Origin of the sequence: Curtobacterium sp. C2H10, from assembly GCF_025407985.1 — a bacterium.
Classification (GTDB): Bacteria; Actinomycetota; Actinomycetes; order Actinomycetales; family Microbacteriaceae; genus Curtobacterium.
In genome coordinates, this window is the sequence record NZ_JABXGF010000043.1 from 1 (window position 1) to 15,798 (window position 15,798).

10 protein-coding genes and 1 tRNA gene are annotated in these 15,798 nt (G+C 71.6%); 7 read left to right on the top strand and 4 right to left on the bottom strand.

The features are described from left to right. Window positions 1-218: 218 nt before the first annotated feature. Complete coding sequence (locus HWD93_RS14080) at window positions 219-1,217, bottom strand: phosphotransferase (protein WP_070416684.1); 999 nt, start codon at window positions 1,215-1,217, stop codon at window positions 219-221. Between the two features lie 108 nt (window positions 1,218-1,325). Here HWD93_RS14080 and nudC point away from each other — a divergent pair, with 108 nt between their 5' ends. Then, window positions 1,326-2,261, top strand: coding sequence for an NAD(+) diphosphatase (nudC, locus tag HWD93_RS14085; protein WP_261647153.1), 936 nt, complete (start codon window positions 1,326-1,328; stop codon window positions 2,259-2,261). Then, complete coding sequence (locus HWD93_RS14090; RefSeq protein WP_261647155.1) at window positions 2,258-4,021, top strand: ATP-dependent helicase; 1,764 nt, start codon at window positions 2,258-2,260, stop codon at window positions 4,019-4,021. Before nudC ends, HWD93_RS14090 begins: the two co-directional genes overlap by 4 nt. On the opposite strand, the gene HWD93_RS14095 is transcribed toward HWD93_RS14090, so the two are convergent. Both HWD93_RS14095 and HWD93_RS14100 read right to left on the bottom strand, forming a co-directional pair. Continuing rightward, window positions 3,912-4,769, bottom strand: a complete 858-nt coding sequence (locus HWD93_RS14095; RefSeq protein WP_261647156.1) for a hypothetical protein — start codon at window positions 4,767-4,769, stop codon at window positions 3,912-3,914. The genes HWD93_RS14090 and HWD93_RS14095 overlap by 110 nt on opposite strands. Before the next feature lie 59 nt (window positions 4,770-4,828). Beyond that, a complete protein-coding gene (locus tag HWD93_RS14100) occupies window positions 4,829-6,205 on the bottom strand; it encodes a zinc-dependent metalloprotease (protein WP_070416680.1) in 1,377 nt (458 codons plus the stop codon). A 106-nt stretch (window positions 6,206-6,311) separates the two neighbouring features. Here HWD93_RS14100 and HWD93_RS19555 point away from each other — a divergent pair, with 106 nt between their 5' ends. The 4 genes from HWD93_RS19555 (at window position 6,312) to HWD93_RS14120 (ending at window position 11,806) form a co-directional block, all read left to right on the top strand. Next, window positions 6,312-7,421, top strand: coding sequence for a PDZ domain-containing protein (locus HWD93_RS19555; RefSeq protein ID WP_229085201.1), 1,110 nt, complete (start codon window positions 6,312-6,314; stop codon window positions 7,419-7,421). A gap of 240 nt (window positions 7,422-7,661) precedes the next feature. Next, on the top strand, window positions 7,662-10,649 hold the full coding sequence (locus tag HWD93_RS14110) for a UPF0182 family protein (RefSeq protein WP_261647157.1): 2,988 nt from the start codon (window positions 7,662-7,664) through the stop codon (window positions 10,647-10,649). Window positions 10,650-10,713: 64 nt separating this feature from the next. After that, window positions 10,714-10,790, top strand: a tRNA-Met gene (locus tag HWD93_RS14115). A gap of 200 nt (window positions 10,791-10,990) precedes the next feature. Continuing rightward, window positions 10,991-11,806 (top strand): carbon-nitrogen hydrolase family protein, encoded by an 816-nt coding sequence (locus HWD93_RS14120; RefSeq protein ID WP_261647158.1) that lies wholly within the window; start codon window positions 10,991-10,993, stop codon window positions 11,804-11,806. A gap of 310 nt (window positions 11,807-12,116) precedes the next feature. Here the strand turns inward: HWD93_RS14120 and HWD93_RS14125 are convergent, their stop codons facing one another. Then, entirely contained in the window at window positions 12,117-13,319 is a 1,203-nt protein-coding gene (locus HWD93_RS14125) for an aminotransferase class I/II-fold pyridoxal phosphate-dependent enzyme (protein ID WP_261647159.1), read from the bottom strand. Between the two features lie 191 nt (window positions 13,320-13,510). Between HWD93_RS14125 and HWD93_RS14130 the strand changes: the two genes are divergently transcribed. Then, window positions 13,511-15,580, top strand: a complete 2,070-nt coding sequence (locus tag HWD93_RS14130) for a S1C family serine protease (protein ID WP_261647160.1) — start codon at window positions 13,511-13,513, stop codon at window positions 15,578-15,580. Window positions 15,581-15,798: the final 218 nt, after the last annotated feature.

The following is a 15,798-nucleotide window of genomic DNA, read 5'->3' on the forward strand; positions in this document are numbered from 1 at the left end:
CCCGCAGGTCGAACCACGAATCCGACGTCGAACCACGCGCGGACGCTGGTTCCGTGTCGGAATCGTGGTTCGATCCGGACCGGTGGCACGGAGGACCGCCGGCAACGGGGCGGGGACGAGCCGCGCCTCCAGGGCCGTCACGCGTCAGCCGCGCCGAAGCGCGTCAGCCGTGCCGACACGCGTCAGCCGCGCCGACGCGTCAGCCGCGCCGAAGCGCGTCAGCCGTGCCGACGCTCGGTCGACGACAGCAGCTGCTCGACCTCGCCGATCTCCATCGTCTCCGGCGAGACCGACTGCAGCGGTGCCGCGCTCGGCGTCTGCACCGCGTCCACCAGCCGGTGCATCATCGCGACCGCGTCGTCGACGACCTCGGTGCTCTTCACCTGCACGCCGTGCAGCAGCCACTGCGCGGTCTCGAGCTCGTGGTGCACCCGCGCGCGCTGCGCGAGCTGCCGGTCCCGCCCGCCGCCGTTCGCCTCGTACGCGCTGAGGACGGTGTCGAACGCGTCCTTGCGGCCGGCGAGCACCCACGCGAGGTCCTTCGCCGGGTCGCCGAGCCGCAGCTCGCCCCAGTCGATGACGCCGGAGACGTCGTCACCGGAGACCAGGATCGTCTCGGTGCCGAGCGACCCGTGCACGACGGTGGGCGTGAACTGCCAGAGCTGCTGGTCGCGTGCCGCGCCCTCCCACCGCTCCTTGAGCGCCGCCGGGACGAGCTTCGTGGCGACCGCGCGGTCCATCACGGAGACGGCGGAGCGCAGGACCTCGAACGGGGTGAGGGACGGCAGCCCGGCGTCGGTGACGAAGCTCGTCGGCAGCTGGTGGATCGCTGCGATCGCCCGGCCGACGCTGGTCGCGAGCTCCGGTCGTTCGACGAGGGCCTGCAGCTTCGGGTGCGTCCCGGGCAGGTACGAGGTGACGATGGCGCGGGTCGAGCCGATCGGCGCCTGTCCGCGGTACTCGGCGACGCCGAACGGGAGGCGCGTGCGGATCCCGGCGCTCAGCGCCCGGATCGCGACGAGGTCGGCGGACTGTCGGGCCTCGGCCCGCTGGTTGCGTGGGCGGCGGATCGCGGACCAGGCGCCGTCGGCGTCGCGGAGGACGGCCGACTCGTAGTCCCCGGACGCGGCCGAGCCGAGCGTGCGCGTGCCCGTGACGACGAGGCCTGAGACGGCCGTGGTCGCCAACGCGGCTAGAGTGAACTGGGATCCCGCCATGCCCCTCAGGGTAGGTCCGCAGCCGGTGGTCGAGCGTGCGCCACGCTGGCCCGCGGCAGCCCGGGCTCCCGCACCGCCGACCCGATCCGACCCGAGGAGCCCCCTGCCGTGACCGTCGAGTTCGCCGCGAGGCTGCCCCTCTCCCGCAACGACCTCGACCGCGACGCGGAGTTCCGCACGACGGACGACCTCGACCAGGTGCTGCGGGACGACCCGTCGACCCGGTACCTGCCCGTCCGCGGCTCCGAGATGCTGCGGAACGCCGACGGCACCCTCCGTTTCGTCTCCGCCGATGCCGTGCCGGTCGACGCGGTGACGCTGTACCTCGGTCGCGCCGTGTCCGACGCCCCCGATGCGCCCGCCGGCACCCGGTTCGTCGCCGCGTTCCTCGACGCCGAGACCGCTGCCCGGATCGAACCGGCCGACGACGCGTGGGAGAGCCTGCGGATGTTCGGGACCGAGCTGTCGCCGCGCGACCAGGGCCTCGCGGTCGAGGCCGTGGCGATGGCGAACTGGCACGCCGTGCACGGCTTCTCGCCCCGCACCGGGTCCGCGACCGACGTGGTCACCGGCGGCTGGGTGCGCCGCGATCCCGAGGGACACGAGCACTTCCCGCGCACCGACGCGGCGATCATCGTCGGGGTCACCGACGCCGACGACCGGATCCTGCTCGGGTCGAACGCGGCGTGGGACGCGGACCGGTACTCGCTGCTCGCGGGCTTCGTCGAGCCGGGGGAGTCGCTCGAGGACGCCGTCCGGCGCGAGGTCTGGGAGGAGTCCGGCGTCCGCGTCGAGGAACCCGAGTACCTCGGCTCGCAGCCGTGGCCGTTCCCGGCGTCGCTCATGCTCGGCTTCCGCGCCCGTGCGGTGGACGGGGACCCGACGACGGCCCGGCCGGACGGGGTGGAGATCCTCGACGTCCGGTGGTTCTCGCGCGACGAGATCCGGGAGCGTGCGGGCGACACCCTGCTGCTGCCGGGGAAGACGTCGATCGCCCGCGCCATCATCGAGGAGTGGTACGGCGGGCCGCTGGACCTGCCGTGAGCAGCGCCGCCGCCGGGGCCGGGGCCGAGCCGCTCCGACCGCCGTCGCCGGACGAGCTCCTCGCCGCCCTCGACGCGGAACAGCGCACCGTCGCGCGGACCCTGCTCGGCCCCGTGGCGGTCCTCGCCGGTGCCGGCACCGGCAAGACCCGCGCCATCACGCACCGCATCGCGTACGGGGTCGCGACCGGCACCTACGCGCCGAACCACGTCCTCGCCCTGACCTTCACCACCCGGGCGGCCGGCGAACTGCGGTCGCGGCTGCGCTCCCTCGGCGCGGGCACGGTGCAGGCCCGCACGTTCCACGCCGCGGCGATGGCGCAGCTCAGCTACTTCTGGCCGGACACCGTCGGCGGCCACGCCCCGAAGATCGTCGAGTCCAAGGGTCGGATGATCGCGCACGCGGCGGACACGGTCGGCCTGCGGGTGGACACCCCGACGCTCCGTGACCTGGCCGGCGAGGTCGAGTGGCGGAAGGTCCAGATGCTCTCGTACGACGAGTACGAGGCCGCGGCGGCCGAACGGGTCATGCCGCGCGACACCGCTCCGCGCCGGGTCCTCGACCTCATGCGCGCGTACGAGCAGCTCAAGGACGACCGGCGGCAGCTCGACTTCGAGGACGTCCTGCTCGCGACGCTCGGCATGGTGGAGTCCGAGCCGCGGGTGGCGTCGTACGTCCGGCAGCAGTACCGGTTCTTCGTCGTGGACGAGTACCAGGACGTCTCGCCCGTGCAGCACGACCTGCTGCGCGCGTGGCTCGGCGGCCGGGACGACGTCTGCGTCGTCGGCGACGCCAGCCAGACGATCTACTCGTTCGCGGGGGCGTCGAGTCGCTACCTGCTCGGCTTCGGGTCGGAGTTCCCCCGCGGATCCGTGCTGCGGCTCGAGCGGAACTACCGCTCCACGCGCGAGGTGGTGCACGCCGCGAACGCACTCATGCGCGGGCAGCCGGGCGCCCTCGACCTCGTCGCGCAGCACACCGAGCCCGGACCACGGCCCGAGGTGCTGGCGTGCGTGCACGACGGCGACGAGGCGCAGACGGTCGCCCGGACCATCGCGTCGCTGGTCGCCGACCCGGCCTCGGGCGCTTCCTACGGGGACGTCGCGGTGCTCTACCGCCTCGGTGCCCAGGCCGCCGCGGTCGAGTCGGCGCTCGGACGCGCGGGCATCCCGTACCGGGTCCAGGGCGGCACGCGCTTCTTCGACCGCCCCGAGGTGAAGCTCGCGGTGCACCACATGCGGGGCGAGGCCGTCCGGCAGACCGACGACGAGCTCACCCGGCGGGTCGGCCTCGTGCTGCAGGTGAGCGGGTGGACGCCGACGCCACCGGAAGGCACCGGCGCCGTGCGCGAGCAGTGGGAAGCGCTGCAGGCGATCATGGGCCTCGCCGAGGACGCTCCCGCCGGCACGACGATGCAGCAGTTCACGCAGGACCTGGTGGACCGTGCCGCGACGCACCACGAGCCGGAGCTGGACGCCGTGACCCTCGCCACGCTGCACTCGTCCAAGGGCCTCGAGTGGCCGCACGTCGTGGTGATCGGTGCGGCCGAGGGGCTGCTCCCGATCTCGTACGCCACCACCGACGCCGAGATCGACGAGGAACGCCGGCTCTTCTACGTCGGGCTGACCCGTGCTCGCCGGTCGGTGACGGTCACGTGGTCGCGACAGGGTTCCACGCGTGGGGGAGTCCGGGTGGCGAGTCGGTTCCTGGCAGCGCTCGGCACGAACAGCGCGGATGGAACGTCACCGGGAGTCGACTGACCGACAGGTCGTCGCGGTCGAAGACCAGTTGGTCCGGACCGGGGTGCTGGGTTCGGGACGGCAGCCGTTCGAGGAGCATCCGGGTCGCCGCCGCCGCGACCGCCGCGATCCGGTAGGGCGAGAGCGGTGCCGCGGGGCGGCCCCACACCTGCGCCGCGATGGCCGGCCAGCACGGGTCGTCGTCGACGTGCGTGTACTCGACGCACTGGAGGCACGGCCCGGCACCCGGGACGACGAACGGCCCGAGGCGCACGCGTCCGTCCCCGACGACGACCGGCAGGTGCGCGGTGCCCCGCCGGGTCCAGGCCGCGCGGACCGCCGGGTCGACGACGTGGTCGGCCACCACCACGGCGAGCTGGGGATCCGGGTCGGGGACGGTCACCGGTCCACCACGTGGCGCGGTCGTGCGCGCGACCGTGACGCCCTCGCCCGAGAGCAGTTCGGCGACCGTGTCCGGCAGGGTCCCGGTGCCGTGCACCTCGACCCGGGCCAGCGGTTCGGGCAGGACGTCGACGACCGCGGGCGAGGCGTCCCCGAGGACACGCGCGGCGAGACCGGGCGGACACCCGCTCGCCGCGGCGACCCCGGAGAGCGCGTCACGGCCGGTCTCGCGGCGGAGTGCGCACAGGAACCGTTCCTCGGCCGTGCTCGGGACCGGTACGACGGCGCGCGGCGGATCGACCCCGAGCTGGACGGTGGTCGGGTCGCGCCAGACGAACTCGAGGGTCGGATCGATGCGGATGCCCATGCCCCCACGCTGGCCGACCAGGCGCCCGCGCGGGGCAGGGACAGCGGATCTGTGGAGAACTACTTCGGAGCGTCGCCCTCGTCGACGTTGCCGGACTCGTCCTCGCGCGGACGGTCACCGGTGGCGTCGTTGAGCAGGTCCTCGAGCGCCTTGTCGAACTCGTCGTCCTCGGCGGAGCGGCCGGGGTTGCGCAGCCGGGCCACGAAGGCGTCCGGCGCGTCGATGTCGTCCGAGGTCGGGACCGCGTCGAAGTGCGACCAGAGCGCGTCGCGCTGCTCGGTGCCGAGCTCGTCGGTGACCCGCTGCCACATCGCCGCGGCTTCGCGGAGGCGGCGGGGGCGGAGTTCGAGGCCGACGAGGGTCGCGAACGCCGACTCGGCCGGACCACCGGCCGCACGACGACGACGGACCATCTCGGCGATCGCGCCGGACTTCGGCAGGCGCTCGGTGGCGGCGGCGGTCACGGTGTCGACCCAGCCCTCGACGAGCGCGAGCATCGTCTCGAGGCGGGCGAGGGCGGCCTCCTGCTCCTCGGTGCGCGGCGGGATCAGGGCACCGGACGCGAGGGCGTCCCGGAGCTGTTCCTGGTTCGTCGGGTCGATCTCGGACGCGAGCTCCTCGACGCGGTCGAACGGGATGTGGATGCCCCGCGCGTAGTCGGTGATCGACGAGATGATGTGCAGGCGGAGCCAGCGGGCCGAACGGAACAGCCGTGCGTGCGCGAGTTCCCGGACGGCCAGGTAGATGCGGACCTCGTCTTCGGGCACGTCGAGTCCCTCGGCGAACTCGGCCACGTTCTGCGGCAGGAGTGCGGCGACCTGCTCGTCGAGGAGCGGCACGCCGACGTCGCCGCCGGAGACGACCTCCTTCGAGAGCTGCCCGACGACCTGGCCGAGCTGGATCGCGAACAGTGCGCCGCCGACTCCACGCATCGCCTTCGAGACGTCGCCGAGCATCGCCTTGAGCTGCTCGGGGGCACGTTGCTCGATCGCCTCGGTCAGGGCGTTCGAGATGCTCAGCGCCACGGGTTCGGCGATCTGCGCCCACACCGGCGTCGTCGCCTTCGCCCACTGCTCGCGCGTGTAGAGGCTCGGCGTCGCGGTGAGCTCGGCGACCGAGGTGGCCTCGTCCAGCCAGAGCGCCGCGACCTGGAACGCCTGGTCGGCCGCCTGCGAGGTCGCGGGGTCGACCGGGTGGCCGCCCTCACGAGCGATCGCGGTGGCGCGCTCGGACGCGACGGAGAAGTCGATGCCGTCACCGCCCGACTGCGCGGCACGCTGCAGCTGGCTCATCAGGTTCGCGACGAAGGCCGGGTCGTTCGGCAGTCCGGCGGCACCGGCGAGCTGCGACGGGTCGATCTGGCCCTCGCCGGAGAGGAGCTTCCGGAGCATCTCCTGGAAGTCGTCGTCCGGCCCCGGCTGCGGTTCATCAGGCATGACGACTACGCTAATCGCTGCTCACGGGGCCGCGCCTGGGACGCCCCCGTGGGAACGCCCGAACCGCTGCGCCGAGGGCGAACAGCCCCCGTGGAAGGACGTTTTCGTGACCCTCTTCGCCGCCGAGCCCCGTCGTCGTCCCCGTTCCCGGACCGTCGGCTGGGCGTTCGTGATCGGTGCCGTCGTCCTCGGGCTCCTCGCCAGCCTGCTGCCGAGCCCCTACCTGATCGAGGTCCCCGGCCCGGTGTACAACACCATCGGGACCCAGGAGCAGGGCACGGGCAAGGACGCGAAGCAGGTCAAGCTCATCCAGGTCGACGGCCACCCGACCTACCCCACCGCCGGCGCGCTCGACATGCTCACCGTCGGTATCCAGGGCGACGCCACGAACCGCCCCTCGTGGACGAGCGTCATCCGGGCGCTGTTCACGAAGTCCGAGGCGGTCATCCCGGCGTCCGCGATCTACCCCGAGGGCGTCACCACGGACCAGGTGAACCAGCAGGACACGGCCGACATGCAGCAGTCGCAGCAGTCCGCCGTGGCCGCAGCCCTCATCCAGCAGGGGTACGAGCTGCCCACCGACCTCGAGGTCGGCACGGTCCAGAAGGGCTCGGCAGCCGACGGCGTCATCGAGAAGGGCGACGTCATCCGCTCCTTCGACGGGACCTCGCTCACGGAGAACGCCGACGCGACCTCGCTCCGCGAGCTGGTCGCGAAGCACGGCACCTCGGGCCCGGCGACGGTCGTCGTCGAACGCGACGGCGCCGAGAAGACGGTCGAGCTGACGCCGCGGAGCGAGCAGGGCACGGCCCTGATCGGCGTGGGCGTGACCGAGCAGTACGACTTCCCGTTCCGCGTCTCCATCGAGCTCCAGGACGTCGGCGGCCCGTCGGCCGGGATGATGTTCGCCCTCGGGATCATCGACGAGATCACGCCGGGCAAGCTCAACGGCGGCAAGCACGTGGCCGGCACCGGCACGATCACCGCCGACGGCGAGGTCGGCGCGATCGGCGGCATCCGGCAGAAGCTCTACGGCGCGAAGGACGCCGGCGCGACCGTCTTCCTCGCGCCGGCCGACAACTGCGGCGAGGTCGTCGGCCACGTCCCGGACGGACTCGACGTCTACAAGGTCGCCACGCTCGACCAGGCGGTCACCGACCTGCAGACGATCGCCTCCGGCAAGAGCACCGCGAAGCTCGCGCGCTGCACGTCGTAGACCCGGCCACGCGCTCCAGGCGACGTCCGCGGCCGTCGCGATCCGTGCCTCCCGAACCGTGTTCCAGGAGGCGCGACCCACCATCCTGAGCCTCCGTACAGTTTCAGGGGTGCTCGCGCCACATAGGATCGATGCACTGACGGCCCGCCGCGCCGGGCCCGCCGGTTCGACACGTCTGGAGCACATCAAGTGACGACAACCTCGTCCACCTCGGGGCGGCGTTCGCCGCGGGTCCCGATCGTGGTCACGATCATCGTGCTGGCCGCACTGGTGATCGCCTTCTTCATCTTCGCGAGCCTGTACACCGACTACGCGTGGTTCGCGCAGCTCGGCTTCCAGCAGGTCCTGACCACGCGGTGGATCGCCGGGACCCTGATGTTCCTCGCCGGGTTCCTCGGGATGGCGGTGCCCGTCTACGCGAGCATCGCGATCGCGTTCCGGTTCCGGCCGGTCTACGCGAAGCTCAACTCGCAGCTCGACCGGTACCAGCAGGTCATCGAGCCGCTGCGCCGTGCCGTCATGATCGGGATCCCGGTCGTGCTCGGCATCTTCGCCGGGCTGTCGACCGCCGGCCGGTGGACCATGGTGCTCGAGTACTTCAACCGGACGCCGTTCGGCAAGACCGACCCGCAGTTCGGGCTCGACATCGGCTTCTACGTGTTCGAACTGCCGTTCTGGCGCGCGATCGTGGCGTACTCGTCGGCCGTGGTGCTCATCGCCGGGCTGGCCGCGCTCGCCGCGTGCTACCTGTACGGCGCGATGCGCTTCGGTGGGCGCGAGGTCCGGATCTCGAAGGCCGCGCGCATCCAGCTCGCGATCACCGCCGCCGTCTACGTCGCGCTGCAGGCCGTGAGCCTCTGGCTCGACCAGTACGCCGCGCTGACGAAGTCGAACTCGCTCATCACCGGTGCGCAGTACACCGAGGTGAACGCCGTCATCCCGGGTCGCGAGATCATGGCGGGCATCGCCGCGATCGTGGCGATCCTCTTCATCGTGACCGCGGTCATCGGCCGCTGGCGCATCTCGATCGTCGGCACCGGGCTGCTGCTCGTCGCGGCGATCGTCATCGGCGGCATCTACCCGTGGATCGTCCAGCGCCTGCAGGTGAAGCCCTCGGAGCGGACGTTCGAGTCCGCGTACATCGAGCGGAACATCAAGGCGACCCGTGACGCCTACGGTGTCGCGGGCGTCCAGGAGCAGAACTACGACGCGACGACCGAGGCGAGCTCCGGCGCCCTCGCGCAGGACGCCCAGACGACGGCGAACATCCGCCTGATCGACCCGAAGATCGTCTCGGACACCTTCAGCCAGCTGCAGCAGTACCGGCAGTACTACCAGTTCCCGAAGGAGCTCGACGTCGACCGCTACGACGTCAAGGGCGAGACCGAGGACACCGTGATCGCGGTCCGCGACATCGACCTCGACGGCCTCAGCGCGCAGGCGAACACCCCGTACAACCGTGCCTTCGTCTACACGCACGGCTACGGCGTGACGGCGGCGTACGGCAACCAGCGCGCCAGCGACGGCAAGCCGGTGTTCCTCGAGTCGGGGATCCCGTCCAACGGTGCCCTCGGTGACTTCCAGCAGCGCGTGTACTTCGGTGAGACCTCGCCGGCGTACTCCATCGTCGGTGCGCCGAAGGGCTCGAAGAACGTCGAGCTCGACTACCCGTCCGGCTCGGACGAGAACGACGACAGCGGCGGCAACGCCACGACGACGTACGCCGGCGACGGCGGCCCGAGCATCGGCAACTTCTTCAACCGGCTCGTCTACGCCGCGAAGTTCCAGTCCGAGCAGATCCTGCTGTCGAACGCCGTGAACCAGGACTCGCAGATCCTCTACGACCGCGACCCGATCACGCGCGTGCAGAAGGTCGCGCCGTACCTGACACTCGACAACGACGCGTACCCGGCGATCGTCGACCACCGCATCCAGTGGGTCGTCGACGGCTACACGACGAGCGACGCGTACCCGTACTCGCAGAGCCAGAGCCTCTCCGACACGATCGCGGGTGCCGAGAGCTCGGCGTACCGGACCGACCAGGTCAACTACATCCGGAACTCGGTGAAGGCCACGGTCGACGCGTACACGGGCAAGGTGACGCTCTACGCCTGGGACACCAAGGACCCGGTGCTCAAGACGTGGCAGAAGATCTTCCCGACGGCGACGAAGCCCGTGTCGAGCATGAGCGCGGAGCTGCTCGACCACGTGCGGTACCCGACCGACCTGTTCAAGGTGCAGCGGTCGATCCTCGGCACCTACCACGTCACGAACGCGAACTCGTTCTACTCGGGTGACGACGCATGGAACGTGCCGCAGGAACCGACCTCGGGGACGAACGACACCGACACCTCGGACGCGTCGACCACGACCAACTCGGGCACGAACGCGCTCGGGGCGACCACCACGACGACGGCCAAGGGCAACCTGCAGGACCCGTACTACCTCACGATGAAGGTGCCGGGGCAGGGGACCGCGTACACGCTGTACACGACCTACATCCCACAGCAGTCGGCCGGGGCGAACAACCGGAACGTGCTGACCGGGTACCTCGCCGTGGACTCCGATGCCGGAGGCGCGGGGAAGGGCAAGAAGGGGTCCGGCTACGGCAAGCTCACGCTGTTGACGATGCCGAAGACGGACAACATCCCCGGGCCCGGTCAGGTGCAGAGCCTCTTCAACGGTGACTCGACTGTCTCGCAGGAGCTGAACATCCTGAAGCGCGGGAACTCGACCGTGAAGCAGGGCAACCTGCTCACGCTCCCGGTGGGTGGCGGCTTCCTCTACGTGCAGCCCGTGTACGTGCAGTCGACGTCGAGCGGCTCGTACCCGCTGCTGCAGAAGGTGCTCGTGGCGTTCGGCGACAAGATCGCGTTCGAGGACACCCTCGACGAGGCGCTCAACAGCCTCTTCGGTGGCGACTCGGGTGCGTCGGCCGGTGACTCGGGAGCGTCGGGCGGCTCGGGTGACTCGGGTGCGTCGTCGGGTTCCGACTCGGGTTCGTCGGACTCGGGTTCGTCGGGTTCCGACTCCGGTGCGTCCTCGGGCTCGTCCGGCTCCGGCACGGTCGACAACGCGGCGCTGCAGAAGGCCCTGAACGACGCCAAGCAGGCCCTGCAGGACCGCCAGGACGCCTACGCGGACAACGACCTGGTCGCCGCTGCCGAGGCCGACCAGCGGCTGCAGGACGCGATCCAGGCCGCCACCGAGGCCGAGGACGGGAACTAGACACACCGTGGCGGGGCACTCGATTTGTGCCCCGCCACGGCCCCGTGTAGGCTGTTCAACGTGCCGCGGGGTGGAGCAGTTCGGTAGCTCGCTGGGCTCATAACCCAGAGGTCGTAGGTTCAAATCCTGCCCCCGCAACCAAGCGTCACAGAGAAGGCCCCGGTCCAGTCGGACCGGGGCCTTCTTCGTGTGCGCGTGCTGGTGTGCTGGCTGGTGCGGTGCCGGTGGGCGCGTGTGCGGGTGGGCGGCGCCGAGTCTCGGCCGGGCGGACAGTTTCGCGCCCGCACCGCGCAAGGAACGTCCGCGGAGCCGAGTCTCGAGCCGCCCGGTACGCTCGGCGGATGGGCACCCTCACCGTCGCCGCGGCGCAGTTCGCACCCGTGGACGACCCCGTCGCGAACCTCGAGACCGTCCGCGCCGCGGCAGTCGACGCCGCCGCCCGACACGCCGACCTCCTCGTCACGCCGGAGTACACCTCGTACTTCACCGCCGAGATCGACGACCGGTTCGTGGCCGCCGCCCAACCGTTGGGCGGTCCGTTCGTCACCGGTCTGCAGGCCGTCGCCCGCGAGGTCGGCATCGCCCTCATCGTCGGCGTCGCCGAAGCCGCTGACGTCCCGGACCGCTTCCGGAACACCCTCGTCGCGGTCCTGCCCGACGGGTCTATCGCTGCGACGTACCGGAAGGTGCACCTCTACGACGCGTTCGGCTCGAAGGAGTCGGACCACATCGAGTCCGGCGACCCCGAACAGCTGCCGGTGTTCGAGCTCGGCGGGCTGCGCGTCGGCCTCGAGACCTGCTACGACCTGCGGTTCCCCGAGGTCACCCGGCGCCTGGCCGCACCCGAACACGGCGCCGCCGACGTCGTGGTCCTGCCCGCCGAGTGGGTCCGTGGCCCCGGCAAGGAGCACCACTGGAGGACGCTGCTCACCGCCCGTGCCATCGAGAACACCGTGTGGGTGGTCGGGGTCGGACAGACGCCGCCGATCGGCATCGGGGGCTCGGTCGTCCTCGACCCCTCGGGCGTCGCGGTCGCCGCTGCCGGGGCGGTCCCGGGGATGCTCGTCCTTGAGATCGACACCGCCGTGACGGACGCCGTGCGCCGCGCGAACCCCTCGCTGGCGCTCCGCCGCTACGAGGTCACGCCCCGCCCCTGACCCGCCCGGCGTTGGGCGGGGGGAGTCGCTCGCGTGTGCGCCCCCGCCGAGCGGGCGAAATACGCCGCTCTGGAGGCGCGAGCGGATCCGATTCCGCCCGCTCGCCGTGGCGCGCGGCGGCGCTCGCGGCGAGCGGGCCAAATGCGCCGCTCGGCAGGGGCGATCGGGCGCTGTTTCACCCGCTCGTGGTGGGGGCGCGGTGGCACGCCGGCGCCGAGCGGGCGAAATGCGTGGGCCTGGAGGCGCGGGTCGGGTTGATACCGCCCGCTCGCGGTGGCGGGCGGGTCCGGCCCGCCCGACCGCGGGGGAGTCAGCCGCGCAGGGCGAGACCGGCGAGCCGAGCGGCGGCGTCCTCGAGCACCGAGCGCCGCTTGCAGAAGGCGAACCGCACGAGTGACCGGTAGCCGTCGGCGTGATCGGGTCGGACGAACGCCGAGACCGGGACGCCGACCACCCCGGCGAGCTCGGGGAGCTGCAGGCAGAACGCCCGGGCGTCCTCGTACCCGAGTGCGGCCGTGTCGGCGATGACGAAGTACCCGCCGTCCGGGCGCATCACCTCGAAGCCGGCCGCTCGGAGTCCGGCGGCGAGGAGGTCGTGCTTGGCGGACAGCTCGGCGGCGATGCCGGCGAACACGCTGTCCGGCAGCCGGAGCCCGGTCGCCACCGCGGGCTGGAAGGGCGCGCCGTTCACGAACGTCAGGAACTGCTTCACGGTGGTGATCGCGTCGACGAGCGCCGGTGCCGCCGTGAGCCAGCCGATCTTCCAGCCGGTGGTGCTGAAGGTCTTCCCAGCGCTCGAGATGGTCACGGTGCGATCGGCGGCACCGGGCAGGGTGGCGATCGGGACGTGCGCGACGTCGAAGGTCAGGTGCTCGTACACCTCGTCGGTGACGATCACGGCGTCGTACTTCGTGGCCAGTTCGACGATCGTGGTGAGCACCTCCGTCGGGAGGACACGGCCGGTCGGGTTGTGCGGGGTGTTCACGAGCACCGCACGGGTCCGGTCGGAGAACGCGGCGCGGAGGGCGTCCTCGTCCGGGAGGAAGTCGGGAGCCCGCAACGGCACCGTCACGTGGGTCCCGCCGGCGAGACCGATGAGCGCGCCGTACGCGTCGTAGAACGGTTCGAAGGTGATGACCTCGTCGCCGGGCTCCACCAGGGCGAGGAGCGTCGCGGCGAGGGCCTCGGTCGCGCCGGCGGTGACGAGCACCTGGCGGTCGGGATCGACCTCCAGGCCGTACCACCGGGCCTGGTGCTCGCTGATGGCCGCCCGGAGGTCCGGGGTCCCGCGTCCGGGCGGGTACTGGTTGACGCCGTCGCGGATGGCTGCGACCGCTGCCTCGAGGACCTCGGCGGGACCGTCCTCGTCCGGGAAGCCCTGCCCGAGGTTGACCGCGCCCGTGGCCGCCGCGAGCGCACTCATCTCGGCGAACACCGTCGGCGCGGGGACGCCGTCCGGGCCGAGGAGCATCGCTCCCTCTGCTGCTCGCAACCAGGGTCCTGCGTGACGCATGTGGTTCCCTCCGAGGTGTCGACCGCACTCGCGGCGCTGAACGGACCCCAACCTAGCGGCCGGCCGAGGGCATCTCGGGAACGGCCGCACAGCCCACGCATAAGATCGCCATAGGTCGCTTGCAGCGTCACCAGGAGCACCGCTCAGGTGGGTGCGACAGACTGCACGAGCTTGAAAGGAGCACGTCCAGCATGACCGACACCACGCCCAACGGGCAGGGCGACGACATCCGTCCGGACGACGCGGCCGCGAAGGCCGCATCCGAGGACGCTTCGCCGAACGACTCCGAGCACTTCGACCACGCGTTCCGCGACGACGCTCCGAGCAGCGATGCTCCGACGAGCGACCGTTCGCCGAACGACGGCTCCGCGGACCACACTGACGTGATCGCTCCCGCGAGCGACACCGATGTCATCGCGGCCTCGAACGACCACCCGACCGACCGGTACACAGCGCCGTACCCGACGCTGTCCGAGCACGACTCCGACGCCGGCCAGACGAGCCAGACGAGCCAGTACGGCCAGCCGGACCAGAACGGTCAGACGAGCCAGACGAGCCAGCACGGTCAGACGAGCCAGTACGGTCAGACGAGCCAGTACGGCCAGCCGGACCAGAACGGCCAGCCCAACCAGTACGGCCAGACGAGCCAGTACGGCCGGGCGCCGGCCGGGTACGGCGCGCACGGCACCCCGTACGGCACCGACCACGCGCAGCAGTCCCAGTACGGCCAGCAGCAGTACGGCCAGGACCAGCAGCAGTACGGCCAGTCCCAGTACGGCCAGCAGCAGTACGGGCAGCAGTACGGCCAGTCGCAGTACGGACAGCAGGCGCAGTACGGCCAGCAGCCCCGCTACGGCGAGTACGCCCAGCCGACCTCGGCGCCGGCATCGGCCTCCGAGTACGCCGGAGCCCCGTCCGCCCAGGCCCCCACGAGCGCATTCGGCGACGTCGACGGCTCGAACCAGCGCAACGGCCACTACTTCGACACCGGAGCAGCAAGCGCAGCCGGAGCAGCGGGCGCCGGAGCCGCAGCCCCCGGCCGCCGCACCGGCACCGGCCGCGGCCGCCTCGCCCTCCCGATCATCGCCGGCGTCGTCATCGCCGGCCTCGTCGGCGGCGGCGCCGGCTGGCTCGCCGCGTCCAACACGCAGGGCGGCAGCAACGTCGTCGGGTCCTCGAGCGCGCAGGGCGGCGGCAACCTCACCGTCAACGACTACAACAACGCCACGGTCGTCACCGCGGTGGCCGCGCAGGCGACCCCCTCGGTGGTCACGATCAACGTCTCGTCGAGCAGCGAAGCCGGCACCGGTTCCGGCGTCGTCTTCAGCAAGGACGGCTACATCGTCACCAACACCCACGTGGTGACGCTCGACGGCGACAGCTCCAACGGGACGATCACGGTGACGACGTCGGACGGCAAGATCTACCCGGCGAAGCTCGTCGGCACGGACCCGACGGTCGACCTCGCGGTCATCAAGATCGACGCGACCGACATGAAGCCGATCAGCTTCGCGGACTCGTCCGACCTCAACGTCGGCGACACCGCGGTGGCGATCGGTGCACCGCTCGGCCTGTCGAACACCGTGACGGACGGCATCGTCTCGACCCTGAGCCGCAGCATCCAGGTCACCTCGAGCGCTCCCACCGAGGGCGGCGACTCGAACGAGGGCGGGAACGGCTCGAGCGGCGGTCCCTTCGACTTCTGGGGCAACGGCGGCAACGGCAGCGACTCGTCGACGAACAGCACCGTCTCGCTGCCGGTCATCCAGACCGACGCGTCGATCAACCCGGGCAACTCGGGTGGTGCGCTGCTCGACTCCAAGGGCAAGCTCATCGGCATCAACGTGGCCATCGCGAGCGCGGGCAGCTCGTCCGACTCGTCGTCGAGCCAGTCCGGCAGCATCGGCGTCGGCTTCTCGATCCCGTCGAACCTCGTCAAGCGGGTCGCGAACGAGATCAAGGACAACGGCTCCGCCACGCACGGGCTGCTCGGTGCGACCGTGGGCGACGCCGCCGAGGACGCGAACGCCACGCAGATGGGCGGCCTCATCAAGTCGGTGTCGTCCGGTGGCGCGGCTGCCAAGGCCGGCCTGCAGAAGGGCGACGTGGTCACGAAGATCGGCTCGGCGACGGTGTCCGACGCGACCGACCTCACGGCACAGGTGCGGTACTTCGCCGGTGGCGCGAAGACCACGATCACCTTCATCCGCGGCGGTGAGACGCGCGAGGCGGACGTCACGCTCGGCACCTACAAGGGCTGACGCGACCAGCGACGGACGGGAGGCGCGGTGCCAGCTGGCACCGTCCCTCCCGTCTCGGCCGTCACGACGCTCCGCAGGCTCCGTGTCGCGCCGGTACCGGCCGGGTGGGGCCCACCTCCCGTCCGTCTGCCGGTCGCCCCGACGACCCGCGGCGACTTGATAGGCTCAGGGTCGCTCTTGCGGGGCGGCACCGTCCGCGGTGCGTCCCGTGCACCCAG